This is a genomic window from Sorangium sp. So ce381 (assembly GCF_051473845.1).
Taxonomy (GTDB): domain Bacteria; phylum Myxococcota_A; class Polyangia; order Polyangiales; family Polyangiaceae; genus Sorangium; species Sorangium atrum.
On sequence record NZ_CP150336.1, the window covers coordinates 315,762 to 332,019 of the forward strand.

General features: G+C 71.2%; 16 protein-coding genes and 1 pseudogene. 9 read left to right on the plus strand and 8 right to left on the minus strand.

The annotated features are described in order from the left end of the window. Positions 1–34: 34 nt before the first annotated feature. Together WMF29_RS01225 and WMF29_RS01230 are read right to left on the minus strand one after the other, a co-directional pair. Positions 35–1,150 (minus strand): BPSS1187 family protein, encoded by a 1,116-nt coding sequence (locus WMF29_RS01225; protein ID WP_437327083.1) that lies wholly within the window; start codon positions 1,148–1,150, stop codon positions 35–37. A gap of 136 nt (positions 1,151–1,286) precedes the next feature. Further along, positions 1,287–2,264 carry an AraC family transcriptional regulator ligand-binding domain-containing protein gene (locus WMF29_RS01230; protein ID WP_437327084.1) on the minus strand — a complete coding sequence of 326 codons (978 nt, stop codon included), beginning with the start codon at positions 2,262–2,264 and terminating at the stop codon, positions 1,287–1,289. Positions 2,265–2,431: 167 nt separating this feature from the next. On the opposite strand from WMF29_RS01230, the gene WMF29_RS01235 reads away from it, so the two are divergent. The 9 genes from WMF29_RS01235 to WMF29_RS01275 all read left to right on the plus strand — a co-directional run bounded on the left by WMF29_RS01235 (position 2,432) and on the right by WMF29_RS01275 (position 9,690). Further along, a complete protein-coding gene (locus WMF29_RS01235; protein ID WP_437327085.1) occupies positions 2,432–2,923 on the plus strand; it encodes a hypothetical protein in 492 nt (163 codons plus the stop codon). A gap of 153 nt (positions 2,924–3,076) precedes the next feature. Further along, positions 3,077–3,316 (plus strand): hypothetical protein, encoded by a 240-nt coding sequence (locus WMF29_RS01240; RefSeq protein ID WP_437327086.1) that lies wholly within the window; start codon positions 3,077–3,079, stop codon positions 3,314–3,316. Then, a complete protein-coding gene (locus WMF29_RS01245) occupies positions 3,316–3,438 on the plus strand; it encodes a hypothetical protein (RefSeq protein WP_437327087.1) in 123 nt (40 codons plus the stop codon). Before WMF29_RS01240 ends, WMF29_RS01245 begins: the two co-directional genes overlap by 1 nt. Before the next feature lie 127 nt (positions 3,439–3,565). Further along, a complete protein-coding gene (locus WMF29_RS01250) occupies positions 3,566–4,753 on the plus strand; it encodes an amidohydrolase family protein (protein ID WP_437327088.1) in 1,188 nt (395 codons plus the stop codon). Between the two features lie 62 nt (positions 4,754–4,815). Beyond that, positions 4,816–5,766, plus strand: coding sequence for a BMA_0021/BMA_0022 family TOMM bacteriocin (locus tag WMF29_RS01255; protein ID WP_437327089.1), 951 nt, complete (start codon positions 4,816–4,818; stop codon positions 5,764–5,766). A 159-nt stretch (positions 5,767–5,925) separates the two neighbouring features. Then, positions 5,926–6,219 (plus strand): hypothetical protein, encoded by a 294-nt coding sequence (locus WMF29_RS01260; protein WP_437327090.1) that lies wholly within the window; start codon positions 5,926–5,928, stop codon positions 6,217–6,219. Between the two features lie 198 nt (positions 6,220–6,417). Continuing rightward, positions 6,418–8,643 (plus strand): TOMM precursor leader peptide-binding protein, encoded by a 2,226-nt coding sequence (locus WMF29_RS01265; RefSeq protein ID WP_437327091.1) that lies wholly within the window; start codon positions 6,418–6,420, stop codon positions 8,641–8,643. 421 nt (positions 8,644–9,064) lie between these two features. Beyond that, a complete protein-coding gene (locus WMF29_RS01270; protein ID WP_437327092.1) occupies positions 9,065–9,298 on the plus strand; it encodes a hypothetical protein in 234 nt (77 codons plus the stop codon). Beyond that, a complete protein-coding gene (locus WMF29_RS01275; RefSeq protein WP_437327093.1) occupies positions 9,295–9,690 on the plus strand; it encodes a type II toxin-antitoxin system VapC family toxin in 396 nt (131 codons plus the stop codon). The genes WMF29_RS01270 and WMF29_RS01275 overlap by 4 nt, the downstream gene beginning before the upstream one ends. Before the next feature lie 100 nt (positions 9,691–9,790). On the opposite strand, the pseudogene cobJ reads toward WMF29_RS01275, so the two are convergent. The 6 genes and pseudogenes from cobJ to WMF29_RS01305 all read right to left on the minus strand — a co-directional run bounded on the left by cobJ (position 9,791) and on the right by WMF29_RS01305 (position 16,174). Next, a pseudogene (cobJ, locus tag WMF29_RS01280) lies at positions 9,791–11,062 on the minus strand (precorrin-3B C(17)-methyltransferase). Then, positions 11,055–12,194 carry a cobalt-precorrin 5A hydrolase gene (locus WMF29_RS01285; protein ID WP_437327094.1) on the minus strand — a complete coding sequence of 380 codons (1,140 nt, stop codon included), beginning with the start codon at positions 12,192–12,194 and terminating at the stop codon, positions 11,055–11,057. Before WMF29_RS01285 ends, cobJ begins: the two are co-directional and overlap by 8 nt. Beyond that, positions 12,191–12,991, minus strand: a complete 801-nt coding sequence (cobI, locus tag WMF29_RS01290; RefSeq protein WP_437279194.1) for a precorrin-2 C(20)-methyltransferase — start codon at positions 12,989–12,991, stop codon at positions 12,191–12,193. Before cobI ends, WMF29_RS01285 begins: the two co-directional genes overlap by 4 nt. Continuing rightward, a complete protein-coding gene (gene cbiE, locus WMF29_RS01295; RefSeq protein ID WP_437327095.1) occupies positions 12,988–14,316 on the minus strand; it encodes a precorrin-6y C5,15-methyltransferase (decarboxylating) subunit CbiE in 1,329 nt (442 codons plus the stop codon). The genes cobI and cbiE overlap by 4 nt, the downstream gene beginning before the upstream one ends. Continuing rightward, on the minus strand, positions 14,313–15,032 hold the full coding sequence (locus WMF29_RS01300) for a precorrin-8X methylmutase (protein WP_437327096.1): 720 nt from the start codon (positions 15,030–15,032) through the stop codon (positions 14,313–14,315). The genes cbiE and WMF29_RS01300 overlap by 4 nt, the downstream gene beginning before the upstream one ends. Next, entirely contained in the window at positions 15,029–16,174 is a 1,146-nt protein-coding gene (locus tag WMF29_RS01305) for a cobalt-precorrin-5B (C(1))-methyltransferase (RefSeq protein ID WP_437327097.1), read from the minus strand. The genes WMF29_RS01300 and WMF29_RS01305 overlap by 4 nt, the downstream gene beginning before the upstream one ends. Positions 16,175–16,258: the final 84 nt, after the last annotated feature.

Here is a 16,258-nt window from a genome sequence, read left to right on the forward strand (position 1 = left end):
GGGCACTCCGACTCGACGGCGCCGCTGTCCGGCATCACGGCAGCGGCAAGCCGAACATCGCCTCGCAGACGGCGACGTGCGCGCCGCAATTGCCGGCGGCTCCGTGGTCGCCGTCCTTGAGCGCGAGCCGGTGCGACCCGCTGTACGGCGGCGCCGCGCCCGGGACGTCCACCTCGACGAGCTCGCCGGGCAGGCCGATGAGGTCGAATGCCTTGAGGTGATCCCGGTGCTGCTCATCGCGCTCGCCGGTCAATCCGAACATGCGATCCACGGGCGTCGCCGACGGCTCCGAGAGCCAGGTGGCGCTCACCGGGTTCGTGTCGCGCGGCCCGGCCAGCGACACCACCCGGTCGAGCCGGACGACCTTGCCGATGCGGGCGGCCGAGCTCGCGCCGTGCGAGTGGCCGCTGAAGATGATGACCGACCAGCGCGGGCTCCCGTCGTCTTCGAGGAAGTAGCCCCAGTCGCCTCGCGGGTGGACCTCTTTCAGGTGCGCGAGCGCCTTCGCCAGCCGCGCTTCGATGCTGTCGGCCCTCGTCACCTCGATGAGCGCGGTGTGGTCCTGACCGTCGAACGCCTCGAGCCGCGCGTCGCCGAACGTGTCCGGATCATTCTGAATGATGTCGTAGTCGTTCTTGTAGGCGACCGCGAACGCGTGAAAGCCGCGCGCGGCGACGAAGCGGGTGAGGTCGAGCGGGCCAGGAGGCTGGCTGCTCCCCGACAGCGTGACGACGAGCTTGCCCGCGAACCGCGCGACCCGAGTGTCGAGGAGGGCCACCTGCTCCAGGTCGCGGTCGGAGACCTCCGGATCGAGCTCGCTGGGCTTGAACCGGATCTCGCTGAGCTCGGGTGAGCTCGTGTCCACGTGCAGCTCGCGCGGCGCGCCGCCGGCGCCGCCCGCGCCGTTCGCGCCGCCGGCGCCGCCCGCGCCGTTGGTGCCGCCGGCGCCGCCCGCGCCGCCCGCGCCGTTCGCGCCGCCCGCAGAGCCACCGACTCCGGAGGTCGCGGCGGCGCCGCCGGTCCCGGTAGTCGCGGTGCCCGTGGCTGCTCCGCCGCCAGCGCCCGGGGGGCCGCCGTCGCTCGACGAGCCGCCGCACGCCACGCACCCGAGCGTCCACCAGGCGCAACCGATCCACGCCGCAATCCGCATGCTCGAGACGTTACCAGATCACCTCCGGCGCCCCGCGGTGGACGAGCCGGCTGGCGACGGCCGTCTCGCAGGGCGCCGCCGTCGCGTTCGCCGAGCTGGTGAGATACGCGTTCTCCCACGAGGAACCCCGGGCGCATCACCGGCCTCGCCGCGGCGTGAGCGCCGATCCGTGGCGGCGGCTCCGTGACGGGGCCTCTCCCCGCCAGCGCCGCCACGCGCGCGTGAAGGAGGCCGGCTCGGCGAACCCCACACGGGCGGCGATCTCGCCGAGCGTCAGCACCCCTTCGTCCAGCAGCTGCTCCGCGCGATCGCGGCGTACCTCGTCCAGCACCTCCACGAACGAGGTGCGGCTCAGCGAGAGCTTGCGCTGCAGCGAGCGCACGCTGAGCCCCAGCGCCGAGGCCACCTCGCCGAGGGGCGGCGTGTCGGGCAGGCGCCGCAGCGCAAGGGCGCGCACGGCCACGAGCAGCGCGTCGCCGGTGCGCTGCTCGTCCCCCACCGTGGCCTCGAGGGTCGCCAGCAGCCGCGGGTCAGCGCTGCGCAGCGGCGTCGTCCAGTCGCCCGAAGAAAAGTGCAGCGCGGTGCGCCGCGCGCCGAACCGCAAACGGGCCACGCCGAGCAGCTCGACCCACCGCGCGCGCGGCTCGGGGCTGGGTTCGGCCAGCTCGAGCCACGGCATCTCGAGCGACCGGCTCGCCAGCGCCCGCATCCGCGCCAGCACGACGCCGAGCACCAGCAGGTCGCTCTCGAGCTGCCCCGGGAAGGGCGGCTGGTTGACGATGACCACGCGCCGCACGCCGCTCCGCAGCCGATCGAGGAGCAACTGGACGCCGGGCGCGACGAGCGGGAAGACCCGCTGGGCCACCGTGAGCGCCGCCCCCACCGTCGCCGAAGACGCCGCGAGGTAGTCCACCACGCCCATCGTGCCCAGCGGCATCGTCAGCCCCACCTCGAGCGGGAGGGTCCGCCGGCCCGTGCGCGCGATCGCCCGGGCCCACAACGTCGCGATCGCCAGGTCGTCGTGGATGGGCCCGATCTTCAGCCGCGGAACATCGATCCCGAAGCGCCCCAGCGCCTCGGAGATGGCCTGTGCGGTGGCGGCGACGACGGGCACGCCGCGAGGGTACCACGTGGCGCACGAAGACAAGCGACTGGCGCGCGCGGACAAACGACCGAATGCATGGTGGGCGCATGACTGCTGCACAGATACTGGCCAGGGCGTTTCACGAAGATCCTTTCATCTCCTGGGCGGAGCCCGACCCCGCCCGGCGACCGCAAACGATGACCACGGTGTTCGGAGCGATGCTGGCGCACGCGGACCGGCACGGCGGGCGGCTGTTCGAGCCCGGGGTCGGCTCGGTGGACTGGAAGCCTCCCGCGCACGCGGGCATGGGCCTCGGAGACGTCGTCCGCAGCGGCATGTGGCAGGTGATGCTCGTCGCTCCGCCGGCGGTGTGGTGGCGGCTGTCGGCGCACGAAGACGCCGCGATGGCCCGCGTTCGCCCCTTCCTCGGGCAAGGCAGCGTCTACCTCGGCACGCTGGGCGTCCTGCAGGAGCTGGCCGTGAGCGACACGGACGCGTTGTGGCGGTGGTATTTCAACGAGCGGCTCGGCAAGCCGGTTCCCGAGGATCTGGAGACCTACGCCGCGCTCTTCGGCTTTGCGAGCGCAGGAGCGCTGCTCCGATCGGTGCTGATCGAGCGCTGGTACACGAGGCTCGGCCGAACACCTGGCATCCGCCCTTCCGATGCCGATGCCGACAACGAGCCTTGAGGGATGAGCGCAGAGCCGGTCGAAAATATGCTGCGCCTAACGTTATTTCTTGACGGGTCGCGCTGTCTCGCGCTGTCCTGTTGGCACGTTCGAATGCTTCCAGCGGACACGAGCGCGAGCATGCAGCGCTGCTGAAATTACCTCTCACGAGGAGTGATCCATGGGCACCAATACGTAAGCGAGGCGCCCGATGATTTTGCCGAATTCGGCGTGATCACGGCCCGCATCCTCGCGCTGACGTGGTTCGATCAGGCCTTCGCAAGGAAGCTCTATGATGCGGAGGACGCTCGGCCGCTCGTGCAAGCGTCGATGGGCGTCGTTGTTCGCTGGAACTTCAGGTTGAAGTTCTGCTATCTCGATTGGGAAAATTCTGGGCGCCTTCCCCTCTTCTGATGCCCCCTCGGACGACGATCACCGTCTACATCCCCAAGCATCCGCCGGACGAGGTTGCCTGGCCGATCGCCCTCGCCGCGTACAACGACACGGGTCCCCAGTACCCGTTCACCTGCGCTTGACCCTGCGCCGCCGTCTGGTCCGCGAGCGACGGAGGAGGTCGCGCAATCCCATGCCGCCGGACGAATTGCAGCGCGTCCTCTGCGCCGCATGGAACGCCGAACATCTGCTCGTAGTAAAGAGGGTCGTGTGCGCAACGGGATTGCCATCATCGACATCGACCGCCACGTCATGGAGCCCATGGGGCTCTGGCCGGAGTACCTGCCGGCGAAGTACCGCGACGTCACGCCGGACGTCCGCCCTCTCTCGCAGCAGGACGAGCCCCTCCGGGCTCGTCTGGACCGGCTGGGAGACCATGCCCTCTTGCCGACCCCGCCGGTGGTCACGGTCGCAGGAAAGCCCATCTGTCGCGGAATGACCGAGGTGGGCTACATCGAGGTCGGGCTCCATGCGGAGGAGCACCGCCGCGAGCTGATCGCCGCGGAGACGGCGGCCGGCCAGCTCGCAACGATGGACGAGGCGGGGGTCGACGTCGCCGTGCTGCACCCGACCTACACGGGGTTCCTGGTGTACGACGAGGAGATCGACGCGGACCGCTCCCGTGCCTACGCGGGAGCCTACAATCGCTGGCTCGTGGACCAGTGCCGGCGAGACCCGACCCGGCTCAAGGGGGCCGCGATCATCTCGCGCCACGATCCCGCGCAGATGGTCGCGGATCTCGACGCCGGCCTCGCGGACGGCCTCAGCGCCGCCGTGGTCCGGCCGAACCCGGTCCGCGGGAGGACCCTCGGCGCGCCGGAGCTGGAGCCCTTCTTCGCGGCCTGCGAGGCGAACGACATCCCGCTGCTGCTGCACGAGGGGACGCACACGCGCGTGCAGACGGCCGGCGCTTCGCGCTTCCGAACGCACTTCGCCCAGCATGCCTGCTCCCACCCGCTCGAGGCGATGATGGCGTTCCTCGCCCTGCTCGAAGGAGGCGTCCTCGAGCGCCATCCGGGCCTTCGCGTCGGCTTCCTCGAGTCGGGCTGCGGGTGGCTGCCCTACTGGCTCTGGCGCCTCGACGAGATCGAGTATACGCAGCTGAGCAACGAAGTCAGCGGTCGCGTGAACCGGCGCCCCTCAAGCTACTTCCGTCGCCAGTGCTGGATCGCGTTCGAGCCGGGCGAGGCGATGCTCGCGCACTGCGTCGACGTCATCGGCGAGGATCGCGTCGTCTTCGGCACGGATTTCCCCCACGTCGACCACGATCCCACGATCGTCGCCAGGCTGTTCGACGGGGGCGGGTCGCTCGCCGACGACGTGCTCCGGGCAGCCTTGTGGGACAACCCTGCGCGGCTCATGGGGCTGTCGGAAGCAGCGCGCCCGCGCGGTGCGTGAATGGGCGCGAGGCCGACCCGCGCACACTGAATTGCGAACAACGGTCAAGCAGAGAGGAGCTCATGAGCACGAACCAATTGATGGAGTTTCGCTCGACGTACCTGCGCGCGATCGCAGAGGCATGGGCCGATCCGAACGGTTTTGGCAAGGAGTTGACCGGGGACAACCCCACTTCCGTGCTCAAGGATCGATTTGGCTATATCTGGCCATGGCCAAGGACGTGCGAGCTTCAGATCGCACGAGCCGACGAGGACTTCAGGTGGATCCACGATGAGTGGGTCTGGCCCAGCGACCTGCTCGACTGCTTGACGCTGCGCCTGCCGCTCGCGCCCAAGCGTTCCGCAGCTCGTCCAGGGTACGATGGTCTGCGGGAAGACCTCCGTCCGGAGGACTACTCGAGGGCGCTCGGGGATTATTACAGGCAGCGCCCGTCGCTGTTCAGCGATCAATGGATCCGGGAGTACGATCAGCACGGGGTTCATGCACGCCCTCAGGACAAAGGGGGCGGGTCCAACCTCCGGGCGGACCACGGGGTGCAGCACGTCGGTCGCCGCGAACGAGGGCGGGAGCCCGGGGGGTGCTGTCATGAGGGCGAACAGGCGGGTCAAGAGCGCGTCGGCCTCCACAGCGGCCCTCCTGCGGGAGGCTTCGTCCCCGACGACAGCTCGTTCGCCGAGCTCAACGTCGTGCTGCTCGCGGCGGTGGCCAAAGCCTGGAGCGACGAGGAATATAGACGGGCGCTCAAGAACGACCTCGCATCGGCGCTGCGAACCATCCGAGGTTACAGGCTACCTTGGACGATGAGCCTGCGCGTCGAGGAGGACGGCGCAGCCCTGTGGCATCCGCCGGGATCTCCGCTCGACAAGGACCATCAGTCGTACTGGGATTCGCTCCAGCCTCATACGCTCAAGCTCTACCTGCCCACGAAGCCGAGCAACGTGGACTCCGAGCCCATCGCGCTCGCCGCATACAACGCGACGGGAGCAGCGTACCCGTTCACTTGCTGCTGCTGATCGGGGGACGAGACCAGGACCGACGATGGATCCTCTGGAGCCGGGTCAGGTGCTGAGAGCCGCCCGAGGAGCTGCGCATGAGAGATGGCTTCCGGATCCTGGATGTGGATCGTCACGTCTCCGAGCCCGTCGCGTTAATGGGCGGAGTCCCTGCTGCGGGTGGGCCTGCTCGAGGCGGGGTGCGGCTTTCTGCCTTACTGGCTCTGGCGCCTCGATCACGTCGAATACGCGCAGATGCGCGGCGAGGTGCGCGGCCGGGTGCGCCGGCCTCCCTCCGAGTACTTCCAGCGGCAGTGCTGGATCGCGCTCGAGCCCGGCGAGGCGATGCTCGACCGGGTGGTGAAGGAGATCGGCGCGACGCGGATGATGTTCGGAAGCGATTTCCCCCCACCTCGACCACGGGCCCGGGATGGTCGACGAGGTGATGGCGCTGCGGGGCGCGCTCGGAGATGAAGCGCTGCGGGCGATCCTCTGGGAGAGCCCTTGCGGCCTCATGGGGATGTAGTGGAACGCCCGCGTGCGACTCCACTCCGCCCGGATTCTGACGGGTCTTGGGGGCGAGGCGATCCCCGGCCATCCAGCGGTCGCTCTCGTCGAGCGCGCCACTTGCACTTGCTCATCGGCGGGTGAAACCAGGAACCAGGAACGACGATGGATCCTCTGGAGCTGAGCCAGGTGCTGGCGTTCAAGCCCACGCTGCGCGTCGAGCGCATGGATGCGGGCGTGGTCTTCCTGATCGGCGAGCGCGAGCGCTTCGTCGTCTCCGGCGCCTGCGCCGCCGAGGTGGCCGCGCTCGTCGACGGCCGGCGCACGGTGGACGAGATCCTGCGCGCCGCGCGCGATCGGTTCTCCGAGCCCGAGACCCTGTATGCCCTGAGCCGGCTCGCGGCGCGCGGCTACCTGGTCCCCGCAACGCCGGAGCTCCCCTCCGAGCGCGCGGCGTTCTGGCGCGGGGTGGGTCTCGACGGCAAGGCGGCTGCCGAGGCCCTGAGCCGCACCCCGGTGTCGGTCCTGGCCGTCGGCGAAGCCGCCCCCGCCGGATGGATGGCCGAGGCGCTCGAACAGGCAGGCGTGCAGATCGACGGCGAGGCGGCGGTGCAGGTGGTCGTGGCCGACGACTACCTGCATCCCGAGCTGGCCTCGATCAACCGCCGCGCGCTGCGTGAAGGGGCGCGCTGGGTCCTGATCAAGCCTGCCGGCGTCCAGCCGCTCATCGGGCCCGTCTTCGAGCCCGGCGCCGGCCCCTGCTGGGGCTGCCTGGCGTTCTGGATCCGCCAGAACCGCCCGGTCGAGGAGCTTGTTCGCCGGCGCCGGGGTCACGAAGGCCACGTCCCTCCCCCCAGGGCGGCCACCGAGGCGAGCGTACGGACCGCTTGCGGGCTCGGCGCCTCGGCCATCGCCCGCGCGCTCGCCAGGGAGGATACGAGCTCTCCCCACGCGCTCGGTTCCCGGGTGCTCGCCCTCGACCTGGCCACGTTCGAGATCACCGCGCACGCGGTCGTCCGGAGACCGCAGTGCCCGGTGTGCGGCGATCCCGCGGGGATGGCGGCCGTCGGCGAGCGCCCGATCGAGCTGCAGCCGGTGGAGAAGGCCCATTACGAGGACGGTGGATATCGCCGGCAGACCCCGCGGCGGACCTACGAGCGCTATCAGCACCTCATCAGCCCGATCACCGGAGCCGTGACGTACCTCGTGCCGATGCCGGGACGGGACACCGAGCTCCGCGCCGTGTACGCGTCCGGCTACCTGGCCTGCCCCCGGGAGGGCGTCCCGCGCACCAACGTCTTCGACAAGGCCTGCGCCGGCAAGGGGCGCAGCGCGGACCAGGCCAGGGTGAGCGCGCTCTGCGAGGCGCTCGAGCGCTACAGCGGCGTCTACCAGGGGGATGAGGCGCGCGTCCGCGCGAGCGAGGCCGAGCTCGGCCCGGCGGCGCTCTCGCTCGGCGATCTGCTGAACTTCAGCGAGGCGCAGTACCGCGAGCGCGCTCACCTCAACGCGCGGGCAGCGGATCGCCGCCAGTGGATACCCGAGCCGCTCGATGCGAGCACCCCGATCGACTGGACCCCGGCCTGGTCGCTGAGCAAGCGCGAGCGGCGCTATGTCCCGCTGGCCTACTGCTACGCCGAGGCCCCGGCCGAGAGCGGCACCTCGTTCTGCGGGCCCTGCAGCAACGGCGTGGCGGCCGGCACTTGCCTCGAAGAGGCCGTGCTGCAGGGCCTGCTCGAGCTCGTGGAGCGCGATGCCGCCGCGGTCTGGTGGTACAACCGGGTCGCGCGCCCGGCCATCGAACTCGACAGCTTCGGGGACCCGTACTTCGAAGCCCTCGAGGCAGACTACGCCCGTCTCGGCTGGGCCGTCTGGGTGCTCGATCTGACGCACGACCTCGGTATCCCGACCTGCGTTGCGCTCGCCCACGAGGCCCGTGAGGATCGATTCAGCATCGGGTTCGGCTGCCACCTCGACCTGCGCCTGGCCGTGCAGCGATCGCTCACCGAGCTGAACCAGCTCTTCGATCCCGGCGCGGCGCGCCGGGCGCCGTGGGACCTCGAGCGGCTGCCTGACAGCGCGCATCTCTTCCCCGGCCCCGATCTCCCCCGGGTCGCGGCCGAGCACCTTCCCCGGATCGGCGGCGCCGATCTGCGCGCCGACATCGAGCAATGCCTCGGTCGCCTCGACGAGGCGGGCCTGGAGCTCGTCGCCGTGGACAAGACCCGCCCCGACATCGGCTTGCCCGTGGTCCAGGTGATCGTCCCGGGGCTACGCCATTTCTGGCCTCGATTCGGCCCCGGGAGGCTCTATGAGGTGCCGTGCGCGCTCGGGTGGCTCGCCGGCCCGCTCGCGGAGGGCGAGCTCAACCCGGTCCCTCTGTTCGTCTAGCTGCCGAGGAGCTGCGCAGGCGAGAGGACATGATGGCCCAGCGCGTCGCGCCCGGCGATGAAGCGCTGCGAACGATCCTCCGGGATAGCCCGTGCGGCTTGACGGGCACGGCCCCTGGAGCGTGGTCGAGCGCCCCTCGGGGGGATAGCCAGGAGTCGCGTCGCTCGATATCGGCTCGGGGATCCCGCCCAGCCAGCGCGCGTCGCGCTCGACCGGAGCCTCGGCGTTGTCGAGCGGGTCGTCGGGGCCGCGGCTGTGGACGAGCCGCCACAGCCGCTCGCTCACTGAGCCGTTTCGATCGCGAAGCGGTGGACGAGCTTCTTCGCGAGCTCCTCGCCCTCGACGTCGAGCAGCAGCACAGCGCCCCGCCGCCGGCCTCCGCAGGATGGACCTCCGACGCTCGGTAGCGCATCCTGTGCGCATGCAAGCGCTCAAGATCCACGTCGTGGTGGACGATTCCGTCGTCCGCGCTCTGCCTGCGCTCTCGCCGCTCCGTGGGCAGCGGGTCGAGCTCATCGCGCTGGGGGAGGCGCAGCCGCCGTCTCCTGTCGCGCCGGTCGCGGGCGGCTTGCTCGGGCAGATCAAACTCAAGGAAGACTTCGACGCCCCGCTCCCCGACGACGTCCGGAGCGCATTCGAGGGGGACGAGCCTTGAAGTGGCTCCTCGACACGCACGTCGCGATCTGGTTCGCCGCCGACCCCAACCGCTTACGGCAAGAGGTCATCGATGCGGTCCAGGATCCCGGTGCGCAGATACTGATCTCGGTCGCATCCTGGTGGGAGCTTGCGATCAAGCACGCCATCGGACGGCTGGAAGGCAGCCTGCCGCCGGCGCAGCTCCGGACGTGGTGGCTTGGCTATCCGACGGTGCGGGAGCTGTCCATCGAAGCGGCGCACGTCTGGATGGCGACTTCCTATCCGCTGTACCACCGCGATCCGTTCGATCGAATGCTGGTGGCGCAAGCCCAGCTGGAGGATGCGACGCTCATCACTTCGGATGAGATGCTGCGTGCGTACCAGGTACCCATCCTGTGGGCGTGCAGCTGATCGAGCAGGCGTCACTCCGCGTCCGAGCGCAAGAGGGCTCACGTCGTTCGGCGCTCGTCCCCCACGGACCAGCCGCGGTAGCCTGTGCGTGCGCTGGTGGTTACAGGCAGCGCAGGACGTTGTCGCGCACGAGCTGCCAGATCGGCTCAGGGATCCCGCCCAGCCAGCGCGCGTCGCGCTCGACCGGCGCCTCGGTGTCGTCGAGCGGATCGTCGTGGCTGTAGACGAGCCGCCACAGCCGCTCGCTCACCGAGCCATTCCGGTCGATCACGAAGCGGTGGACGAGCTTCTTCGCGAGCTCCTCGCCCTCGACGTCGAGCAGCAGCACCGGCGGAGCCACCTCGATCTCGCTCGCGTCGCGCAGCGGCTTGAGCCGGACATAGGACCCCTTCACCAGACTGGCCTCGTCCGGCGGCTCGAACCCCGCCGCGCGGAAGTCGCACGGCGCCTTGGTGTTGCCGATGAGGTAATACGCCCCCTGGGTCTCGGCGAGGATCGCGCCGCCCAGCCTCCCTACGCGTGCCATCTAGACCTCCTCCGCAGTGCCGCCCTCGTCCGAGAGCACGAGCGAGCGCCCCGGCGTCTGGCCCGGGAGCGCGGCTCCATCCCATGTGTACTTGTTGGTATACCCGCGCGGCGTGACCATGTACCCCTCGAACATGAAGGTGTTGGTCGACCCGACGAGCACCGTCGTCAGCATCCCGATCTCGTACTCGAGGAAATGGTCGAGATCGGTGAGCACGGCGCTCTCCAGCTTGCGGTAGGCGCTCTTCACCAGCGCGACCGGCGTCGTGCCCGCGCGGTGCTGGCGGATGATCTCCTGGGCCCGCACGATCTGGCGCGTGCGCCGCCCGCTCGCCGGATTGTAAAGGCCGATGACGAAGTCGGCCGCGGCCGCGGCCTCGAGCCGCCGCTCGATCACGGGCCACGGGGTCAGGAGGTCGGAGAGCGAGATGGCGCAGAAGTCGTGGCCGAGCGGCGCGCCGACGAGCGACGCGCACGCGTTGAGCGCCGTCATCCCCGGCACGAGGCGGAGCTCCGGCGACTCGCCGCGCTTCCAGCCGATCTCCTCCAGCACCTGGAAGACGAGCCCGGCCATGCCGTAAACGCCCGCGTCGCCCGACGAGATGATCGCCACGCGCGCCCCGTCCCGCGCCCGCTCCACCGCGGCGCGCGCCCGGCCGATCTCCTCGGTCATGCCGGTCTTGATCACCTCCTTGCCCTCGATCAGGTGCTTCACCAGCCGGATGTAGGTCGTGTACCCGACGATGAGGTCCGAGGCCGCGATCGCCTCGAGGGCGGCGCGGGACGCGTGCTCCTCGGCGCCAGGGCCGATCCCGACGATCGACAGGACTCCTTTGCCGTCACCCATGGCTCTCCTCCACGTTGCGCTTCGAGAACGGGACGCGCGCCACCGCGAGCGTCATGGACCGCCCCACGCCCTCCTCGGTGTACGCCCGCTTCGGCACGAGCAGCCTCGCGGCCCCCGCCGCCCGCAGCGCGGCCGGCTCGGCGACGCCCCGGGCGCCGACGTGCTTCTTCACCGTCTCCGACGGGTTCTCGATGCCCTCGGTCGCGTCGAGCTCCTCGGGCGTGAACGTGACGAGCGGCCACCCCCGCCGCGCCGACAGCGCGAGCAGCGCCTCCTCGTCGGCCTTCTTGTCGATCGTCGCCAGCGCCTTCACCGATCTCGCCGACAGCCCGTGCTCCTCGAGCAGCCGGTCGACGCCGCGCTCCACCATGTCGAGCGGCGCGCCGCGATCGCAGCCGATGCCGAGCACCAGGCTCTTCGGCCTGTAGACGACGGCGCGCTCGACGATGCCGGGGTGCGAGCGGGCGAGATCGCGGTCGCTCGCGACGAGCAGGATCTCCCACGCGCCGGGGTCCACGCCGTCGAGCGACGTCGCGTAGCGCACGCCCGGCGGCAGCGGCGTCGCCTCGGGCCAGAACGAGGGCTCGCCGGTCTCCTGGACGAACAGCACCGGCGCGGCGTTCACGACGGCGGCGCAGCCGCGCGTCACGTTGCGGTCGGGATCGTCAAGGGTCCACCCGAGGTCCCGGCCGAGGATGTCGACCGTGAGCGTCCCGAGCGCGTCGGAGGCCGTTGTCACCACCGGCTGCGCGCCGAGCAGCCCGGCCACCTTCTCGGTGAACGCGTTGCCCCGCCCGACGTGCCCGGAGAGCACGCAGATCGAGAAGCGCGCCGTGTCGTCGACGCAGACGACCGCAGGATCGACCTTCTTGTTCTTGAGCAGCGGCGCGATCATGCGCACGACCGCGCCGACGCTGATCACGAAGACATGGCAGTCGTAGGCCGTGAACGCCTCGGTCAGGAGCGGCCCCATCGGCAGCGGCAGCGGCTTCGCCCCCGCCGGCGCCCCGTCGAACAGCTTCTGCGACACGTAGAGATCCGCGCCCGGCAGCCCCTCGATGAGCTTGCGCGCGATGGAGATCCCGTGCCGCGTGATGGCGTAGATGGCGTAGGGCTTGCGCTCGGCGGTCATGGGGCCTCCGGTTCGGTAACAGCCTTGTCGAAGCCGCCCGGCGGCGAGGCCGGGGCCTCCCCGACGAGCAGCCCGCTCCGCTCCCCGCGCGTGACAACGACCATGGCGAAGCAGTCGCCCCGCTCGCCCTGCGCGGCCCGGAGATCGCGGACGATCCGCTGCTCGGGCATCGTCGCCTTGGACACGAACACGGCCCTGTCGAGGAGGCCGGCGCGCGTGAGCGCCTCGGTCACCTTCGGCATCTCCGAGCCGATCTTCATCAGGACCACGGTGTCGAAGCGCCGGAGGACGTCGGTCAGGTCGTCGACGCCGTACGTGGCGGGCAGGATGGCGATCCGCTCCTGCCCGTCGGCGAGCGCGAGCCCGCTCACGGCAGGGACCGCCGTGACCGAGGTGACGCCGGGGACGACCTCGACCTCGAGCCCAGGGAAGCGGCGGAGCGCCTCGCGGCGGACATAGACGAAGGTGCTGAAGAGCGACGGATCCCCCTCGGTGGCGAACGCGACGGTGAGGCCGCGCGAGAGCCGCTCGCCGATCGTCTCGACGGCCGCGTCGACGTAGGGGCGGACGCGATCCGGGTCCTTGCTCATGGGGAAGGTGAGGAGCAGCCGCTCCTTGTCCCGCTGCTTGCCGACGACGGGCTCGAGGATCCGGTAGGCCATCGAGGCGCCGAAGTCCGAGCTGCGGGGGAGCGCGAGCACGTCGGCCTCCTGGAGCACGCGCACGGCGCGCAGCGTGAGCAGGTCCGGCGCGCCGGGGCCGACGCCCACGCCGTAGAGCTTGCCGAGGCCGCTCATGACGCCTCCGAGGTGGACCGCGGCGCACCGGAGGGCGCGGGCCGGGCCGGCCCCGCGCCGTCCGCAGCTTCCACGGCTTCCTGCGCCTTCGCGGGCTTCGTCGCGGCGAAGATGTGGATCGGGTTCAGCGCCTCGTACCGCACGTAGCGCGCGAGCGGGACGCCGCGCGAGACCGAGAGCAGCGTGACCTCGGGGTCGAGCCCCCGCGCCCGCAGCGCGCGGTACGTCTCGGCGACGTTCTCCATCGTGATGGCGTTGACCACGAGCCGGCCGCCAGGACGCAGCCGATCGAGCGCCACCGTGACGATCTCCTCCATGCTCCCCTTGCTCCCTCCGACGAACACAGCGTCCGGGTCCTCGAGCGCCGCCAGCGCCTCGGGCGCGCGGCCCGCGACGACGCGCACGTTGTCGACCCCGTGCGTGCGGACGTTGTCGCGGCAGATCTCCACGCCCTCCGGGTCGACCTCGATCGCATAGACCCGGCCGAGGGGGCAGAGCATCGCCGCCTCGATCGAGACCGACCCCGAGCCTGCGCCGACGTCCCAGACGACCGCGTCGGGGCGGATCGCCATCGACGCGATCGAGAGCATGCGCACCTCGCGCTTCGTGATGAGGCCGTTCTTCGGCATGCGCTTCGCGAACGCGTCCTCGTGCAGGTAGGGGACGGCCGGCGGCGGGCGCCACGCAGGGTCGCTCCGCAGGAGCAGGAGCACGTTCAGGGGGCCGATGTCCTCGCAGGCGGCGAGCGCGGCGAGGTCGAACGCGCGCACGCGCTCGCCGGCGCCCGCGAGGCTCTCGCAGACCCACGCCTTCCAGCCGGCGTCGCCGTGCTCGAGGAGCCGCGCCGCGAGGCGGGCCGGGCTGTTCTCCCCGTCGGTCAGCACCGCGACCTTCGAGAGGCGGCGGAGGCGCGTCGCGAACCCCTCGGGGGAGCGCCCGTGGACCGAGACGAACGCGGCGTCGTCCCAGGCGATCCCGGTGCGCGCGAACGCCCACTGGACCGAGCTCAGGCTCGGGATGATCTCGACGTGCTCGCCGCCGAGCTTCCGGACGACGAGCGCGCCGACGCCGAAGAACAGCGGGTCGCCCGAGGCGAGGATGCACACGTTCTGCTCGGCGGACAGGGCGTCCACGCGGTCGAGCGCCGCGGACAGGCCGCCCTTGAGGGCGATCTTCTCGCCGCGGAACTGCGGGAAGAACTCGAGGTGCCGCTCGCCCCCCACGAGCACCTCGGCGCGGGCGACCGCGGACGCGGCGCGGCTCGACAGGCTGGCGCACCCGTCGTCGCCGATGCCGACGACGGTGACGGCTCGGCGCGCGCTCATCGCGCCACCTTGGCCGGCTCGGCCGAGCCGGCCGAGCCTGTCGGTTCCGGCGAGTCCGCCGACAGGAGCAGCAGCGCGTGGACGATCGCGACCGCGATGGGGCTGCCGCCCTTGCGGCCGCGCGCCACGATGGAGGGGAGCCCGGACTCGATCAGGGCCTCCTTGGACTCCGCCGCCGACACGAAGCCGACCGGCACGCCGATCACGAGCGCAGGCCGCGCGCCCTCCTCGCGGGCGAGGCGCACGACCTCGAGCAGCGCCGTCGGCGCGTTGCCGATCGCGACGATCGCGCCGTCGAGGAGCCCGAGCCGGTGCGCCTTGCGCATCGACTCGATCGCGCGGGTCGAGCCGGCCGCGGACGCGGCCTGGATGACGTCGTCGTCCGAGATGAAGCAGTGGATCGCGCAGCCGTAGGACGCGAGCCGCTGCTCGTTCAGGCCGACGCCGATCATCTTCACGTCGACGAGGACCGGCGCGCCGCCCCGGAGCGCCGCGATGCCCCGCGCGATCGCCTCGGGGTGGAGCCGCATGAGCGACGAGAACTCGAAGTCCGCCGTCGCGTGGATGACGCGGCGGACGACCTGCCACTCGGCCTCCGGGAACCCGTGCGCGCCGACCTCCTCGTCGATGATGGCGAAGCTCCTGTCCTCGATGCGCCGCCCGAGCGCGGTCATCTGCCGCATGTCGTTCACCGCGCGCGCCTCATCACCGCTCATGGCTCCTCCGCTCTCTCCGCTCTCTCCGCACCGATTGCACCGGCGTCGCCGGCCGGATATCGGCCGAGCAGCGCCCCGTTGAAATCGACAAGGCAGGCGTGCACCTCGAGGGCGCCGCCCGCGTGACGCGAGGTGTGCTCGACGACGCGCCGGCAGATCCCCCCGGCCACGCCGGTGAGCCCCTCGCGCTGGCACAGCTCGAGCACGTGCCGCGCGGTGTTCGCCTGCCGGATCTCCGCGGCGATCTCCGGCCGCGCGCCGAGCTCCTCGGCGATCTGCGCGAGCAGCTCCATGCTCACCTCCGAGCCGGCGGCGTGCGTCATCATCTTGCCGTCGGCCATCTTCGAGAGCTTGCCGATCATGCCGACGATGATCGCGCGGGCGATCCGCCGCCGCGCGGCGTGGCGGACGCCCGTGCCGATGAAGTCGCCCACCTGGATGAACGCCTCCTCCGGGAGCTCCGGGTAGAGCTTCATCGCGTACGCCTCGGACTTGCCGCCGGTCGTCAGCGCGAGCGTCGCGATGCCGCGCTCGGCGGCGACGTCGATCGCCTGCACGACGCTCGCGCGGAAGGCGGCGGTCGAGTACGGCTTCACGATCCCGCTCGTCCCGAGGATGGAGATGCCGCCGATGAGCCCGAGCCGCGCGTTGATGGTCTGCTTCGCCATCTCCTCGCCCTGGGGGACGCTGAGGGTGACCGTGGCCCCGGCGAAGCCCGAGCCCTCGAGCTCCTCGAGGACCATCTCGGTGATGTTCCGGCGCGGCACGGGGTTCACGGCCGGCGCGCCGACGGGCAGCCCGAGCCCCGGCTTGGTGACGACGGCGACCCCCGCGCCGCCGCGGATCTCGACGCCCGGCTCGCGGCGGAGCTCGACCTCGGCGACGAGCTCGGCGCCGTGGGTGCAGTCGGGATCGTCGCCGGCGTCCTTGATGACGCTGCACGTGGCGCGCGGCCCGTCGCGATCGCAGCGCTTCAGCGGGAAGGTGACCTTCTGCCCGTTCGGCAGGGTGGTCTCGATGGCGTCGACCGCCGCGCCGCGCGCGAGCACGCGCGCCGCCGCCTTGGCCGCGGCGGCCGCGCACGCGCCCGTCGTGAACCCCTCGCGCTGCCCTTTCGGGTCTCTCGGCCGGAGCTCTGCCATCGCAGGTGCCGGAACGACTACAACGATTTTCGCGCGGCGTTGTGGGAGAAGCTTTCGAGGCCCGCGCCGCCCTCGGGCGGCGTG